The organism is Phenylobacterium sp. (assembly GCF_028290885.1).
Lineage (GTDB): Bacteria > Pseudomonadota > Alphaproteobacteria > Caulobacterales > Caulobacteraceae > Phenylobacterium.
In genome coordinates, this window is record NZ_JAQGIZ010000268.1 from 1 (window position 1) to 3,189 (window position 3,189).

At 72.0% G+C, this 3,189-nt stretch carries 3 protein-coding genes and 1 pseudogene; 3 read left to right on the forward strand and 1 reads right to left on the reverse strand.

Features of this window, described 5'->3' with window-relative positions:
• Positions 1–269: pseudogene (locus JWP28_RS17720) on the reverse strand (A/G-specific adenine glycosylase); the annotation flags it as partial.
• A gap of 111 nt (positions 270–380) precedes the next feature.
• Here JWP28_RS17720 and JWP28_RS17725 point away from each other — a divergent pair.
• From JWP28_RS17725 to JWP28_RS17735, 3 genes are all read left to right on the forward strand, one after another.
• On the forward strand, positions 381–932 hold the full coding sequence (locus JWP28_RS17725) for a DciA family protein (RefSeq protein WP_299545002.1): 552 nt from the start codon (positions 381–383) through the stop codon (positions 930–932).
• A 107-nt stretch (positions 933–1,039) separates the two neighbouring features.
• Positions 1,040–1,663, forward strand: a complete 624-nt coding sequence (locus tag JWP28_RS17730; protein ID WP_299545004.1) for a DsbA family protein — start codon at positions 1,040–1,042, stop codon at positions 1,661–1,663.
• A 7-nt stretch (positions 1,664–1,670) separates the two neighbouring features.
• Positions 1,671–3,189 (forward strand): AAA family ATPase (locus tag JWP28_RS17735; protein WP_299545006.1); only part of this gene is annotated, 1,519 nt, incomplete at its 3' end.

The following is a 3,189-nucleotide window of genomic DNA, read 5'->3' on the forward strand; positions in this document are numbered from 1 at the left end:
GCCGCCATCACCTCGCCGTCAGCCTCCGCCGCCAGGTCGCCAACCGTCGGCCAGCGGGCGGTGAACTTCAGGAAGTAGGGCGCGGCGTGGGGCACGGTGGTCTGCTGGAGCATGACCTCGGAGAGCCAGACGCGGTAGGGATCGGCGCGGATGCCCGCAGCGCGGTGCTGCGGCCGGACGCGCCAAGGCAGGTCGCGGGCGTTGGCGTCGTACCAGGCGAGCAGCTGGGCGCGGAGTTCTGTGGCGGTCACCCGCCCACATATCGTCATCTCACGGGCGCGCGCGAGCGCGATCCGCGGGACCCATGCGGCCTGCATCGATTCAGCTTGGGTCCCACGGATCGCCTTTCAGGCGCCCGTGGGATGACGATAGAATGAGACATGCCCCGCCGCGACCTGCCGACACCGCAAGAGGCGCTCCGCATCCTCAGCGAGAAGCGCACGCGGCCACAGCGCCGCCCGCCGCCGCCGCTCGGCCGGGCGCTGAACAAGGCCCTTCGTGAGTTCGATGCAAGGTTCGGCCAGGGCTCCGGCGCGCTGGAGGCGCGCTGGCGCGAGGTGGTGGGCGCGGAGATCGCCAAACGCACCGAGCCGGTGAAGCTGACGCGCGGGCGAAACGGGGGACCCTCTTCCCTGGAGATCCGCGTGGCTGGCCCTGCGGCCGCCATCATCCAGCATCAGGCTCACGAGATCCTGGCGCGGGTGAACCTGTTCCTAGGCGCCGAGGCGGTGCAGAAGCTGCGCATCGTGCAGGGACCGTTGCAGAAGAAGCATGAGCCTGCCGCCAAGAGCCGCCGGCGCCTGCCGCCGCTCGACGCGGCCGAGGAGGCCGGGCTCGCCAAGGACCTGGCCGATGCGCCCGAGGGGCCGCTGAAGACCGCGCTGCTGGCGCTCGGGCGCGGGGTGCTGCGACAACGGCGGGCGATTGACTAAGAACCGCCACCGTCCCATCGCCTAGTCGCCTCCTGAGATTGGCCGTCCGATTAGCTGCGGCGGCGGGAATCGCGCTTTAATCCGAGGTCCAGGAGGACTGCCTTCGCATGCCCAGCCGCCGTCCGTTCATTGCTGTGGCCCTGCTCGCCGCCGCCGGCGTTTTCGGCGCGGGCTTTGCCGCCGCCGCGCCGGCCGTCCTGCCGGACGACATGAGCCTGGGCAATCCCAAGGCCAGGATCGAGGTAATCGAGTACGCCTCGCTCTCCTGCCCGCACTGCGCCCACTTCAACGACGCGGTCTTCCCGGCGCTGAAGGCCAAGTACATCGACACCGGCAAGGTGCGTTACACCCTGAAGGAGTTCCTGACGCCGCCGGAGACCGTGGCGGCGGCGGGCTTCCTGATGGCGCGCTGCGCGGGGCCTGCGAAATATTTCAAGGTGGTCGACGAGGTGTTCCGCAGCCAGCCGCGCTGGCAATCCGGCAACATCAAGCCGATCCTGCAGGAGATCGGCGCCGCCAACGGCGTCGACGCGGTCAAGTTCGATGCCTGCCTCCAGGACCAGGCGGCGATCGACGCGGTGACAGCCCGCACCAAGCGCGCCGTCGAGCAGGACCAGGTCAATTCCACGCCGACCCTGTTCATCAACGGCAAACGCGTGGCGAACGTGCCGCTGACGCCCGCCGACCTCGACGTCGCCATCGCCGCAGCGACCAAGCCGGGAGGCCGTTAGACCCCCCGTGCACTTCCAGCGGCTGCGCCTTTCGGGCTTCAAGTCCTTCGTCGACCCGACCGAGTTCCGGATCGAACCCGGCGTCACCGGCGTCGTCGGCCCGAACGGCTGCGGCAAGTCGAACCTGCTCGAGGCCCTGCGCTGGGTGATGGGCGCCAATTCTGCCAAGGCCATGCGCGCCGGCGGCATGGACGACGTGATCTTCGCCGGCGCGGCCAACCGCCCCTCGCGCAACCACGCCGAGGTGGCGCTGACCATCGACAACGCCGACCGCCGCGCGCCGGCCGCCTTCAACGACAACCCGGTGCTGGAGGTGGTCCGCCGCATCGACAGGGGCGAGGGCTCGACCTACCGGATCAATGGCCGCGAGGTGCGGGCTCGCGACGTACAGCTGCTGTTCGCCGACGCCTCGACCGGCTCCAACTCACCGGCGCTGGTGCGGCAGGGGCAGATATCCGAGCTGATCGCCGCCAAGCCGCAGAACCGACGGATGATCCTGGAGGAGGCGGCCGGCGTCTCCGGCCTGCATTCGCGCCGCCATGAAGCTGAGCTTCGCCTGCGCGCCGCCGAGGCCAACCTCGCGCGCCTGGAGGATGTCGCCCGCGAGCTGGAGGCCACGCTGAGCCGCCTGAAGCGCGAAGCCCGGCAGGCAGAACGCTACAAGAAGCTGTCGGCCGAGATTCGCGCGCTGCAGGGCGCGGTGCTCTATGCCCGCTGGGCAGAGGCCAAGACTGCCGCCGAGCGCCTGGGCGCCGAGGCCGCCGCCGCTATCCGCGCCGTCGAGGAGACCGCCACCACCGCCGCGGCCGCCACCACCCGCGCGGCCCAGGCCGAGGAGGCGATCAAGCCGCTGCGCGAGGCCGAGACCATCGCCGCGGCCATCCTGCACAAGCTCGCCATAGACAAAGACCGGCTCGACCGCGAGCACGAGGCCCATGCCGCCGAGTTGGAGCGGCTGACCGGCGACATCGCCCGCATCGACGCCGATCGCGCCCGCGAAAGCCACATCGTCGAGGACGCCGACGCCGCTCTGAGGCGCATGGCCGAGGACCTGGCCGCGCTGGAAGAGGCCATTCGCTCGGCGCCCGAACGCATCCCCGAACTGGAGGCTGCGGCCCGTGCCGCCGAGGCCGCCCGCGCCGCCGCCGACGCCGAGGTCGAAGGGCTCGCCGCCCAGGCCGCCGCCGGGGAGGCCCAGTGGCGAGCTGCGCTGAGCCGCATCGAGGAGGCCCAGACGCGCCTCTCGCGCACCCGCCGGGCGCTCGACCAGGCGCGGAGCGAGCGTGAGGCGCTGGGCGCCGTCGCCAATCCGCAGGCCACCCAGGCTAAGGCCGAGCTGGAGGCCGCCGAGGCCGCGCTCGCCGCCGCCCGCGCCGCCCTGGAGGCCGCCGAGGAAGACCGCACGGCCGCGCAAGGGTCGGAGGCGACGGCCCGCGAGGCCGCCCACAAGCTCGACGAACAGCTCGGCCGGCTGACCGCCGAAGCCCGGGCGCTCGCCGCCCTTGTCGCCCAGGCGCGGCGCGGCG

Coding starts and splice junctions, on each gene's coding strand:
- JWP28_RS17725 (WP_299545002.1), top strand. CDS start 381: ATGCCCCGCCGCGACCTGCCGACACCGCAAGAGGCGCTCCGCATCCTC.
- JWP28_RS17730 (WP_299545004.1), top strand. CDS start 1,040: ATGCCCAGCCGCCGTCCGTTCATTGCTGTGGCCCTGCTCGCCGCCGCC.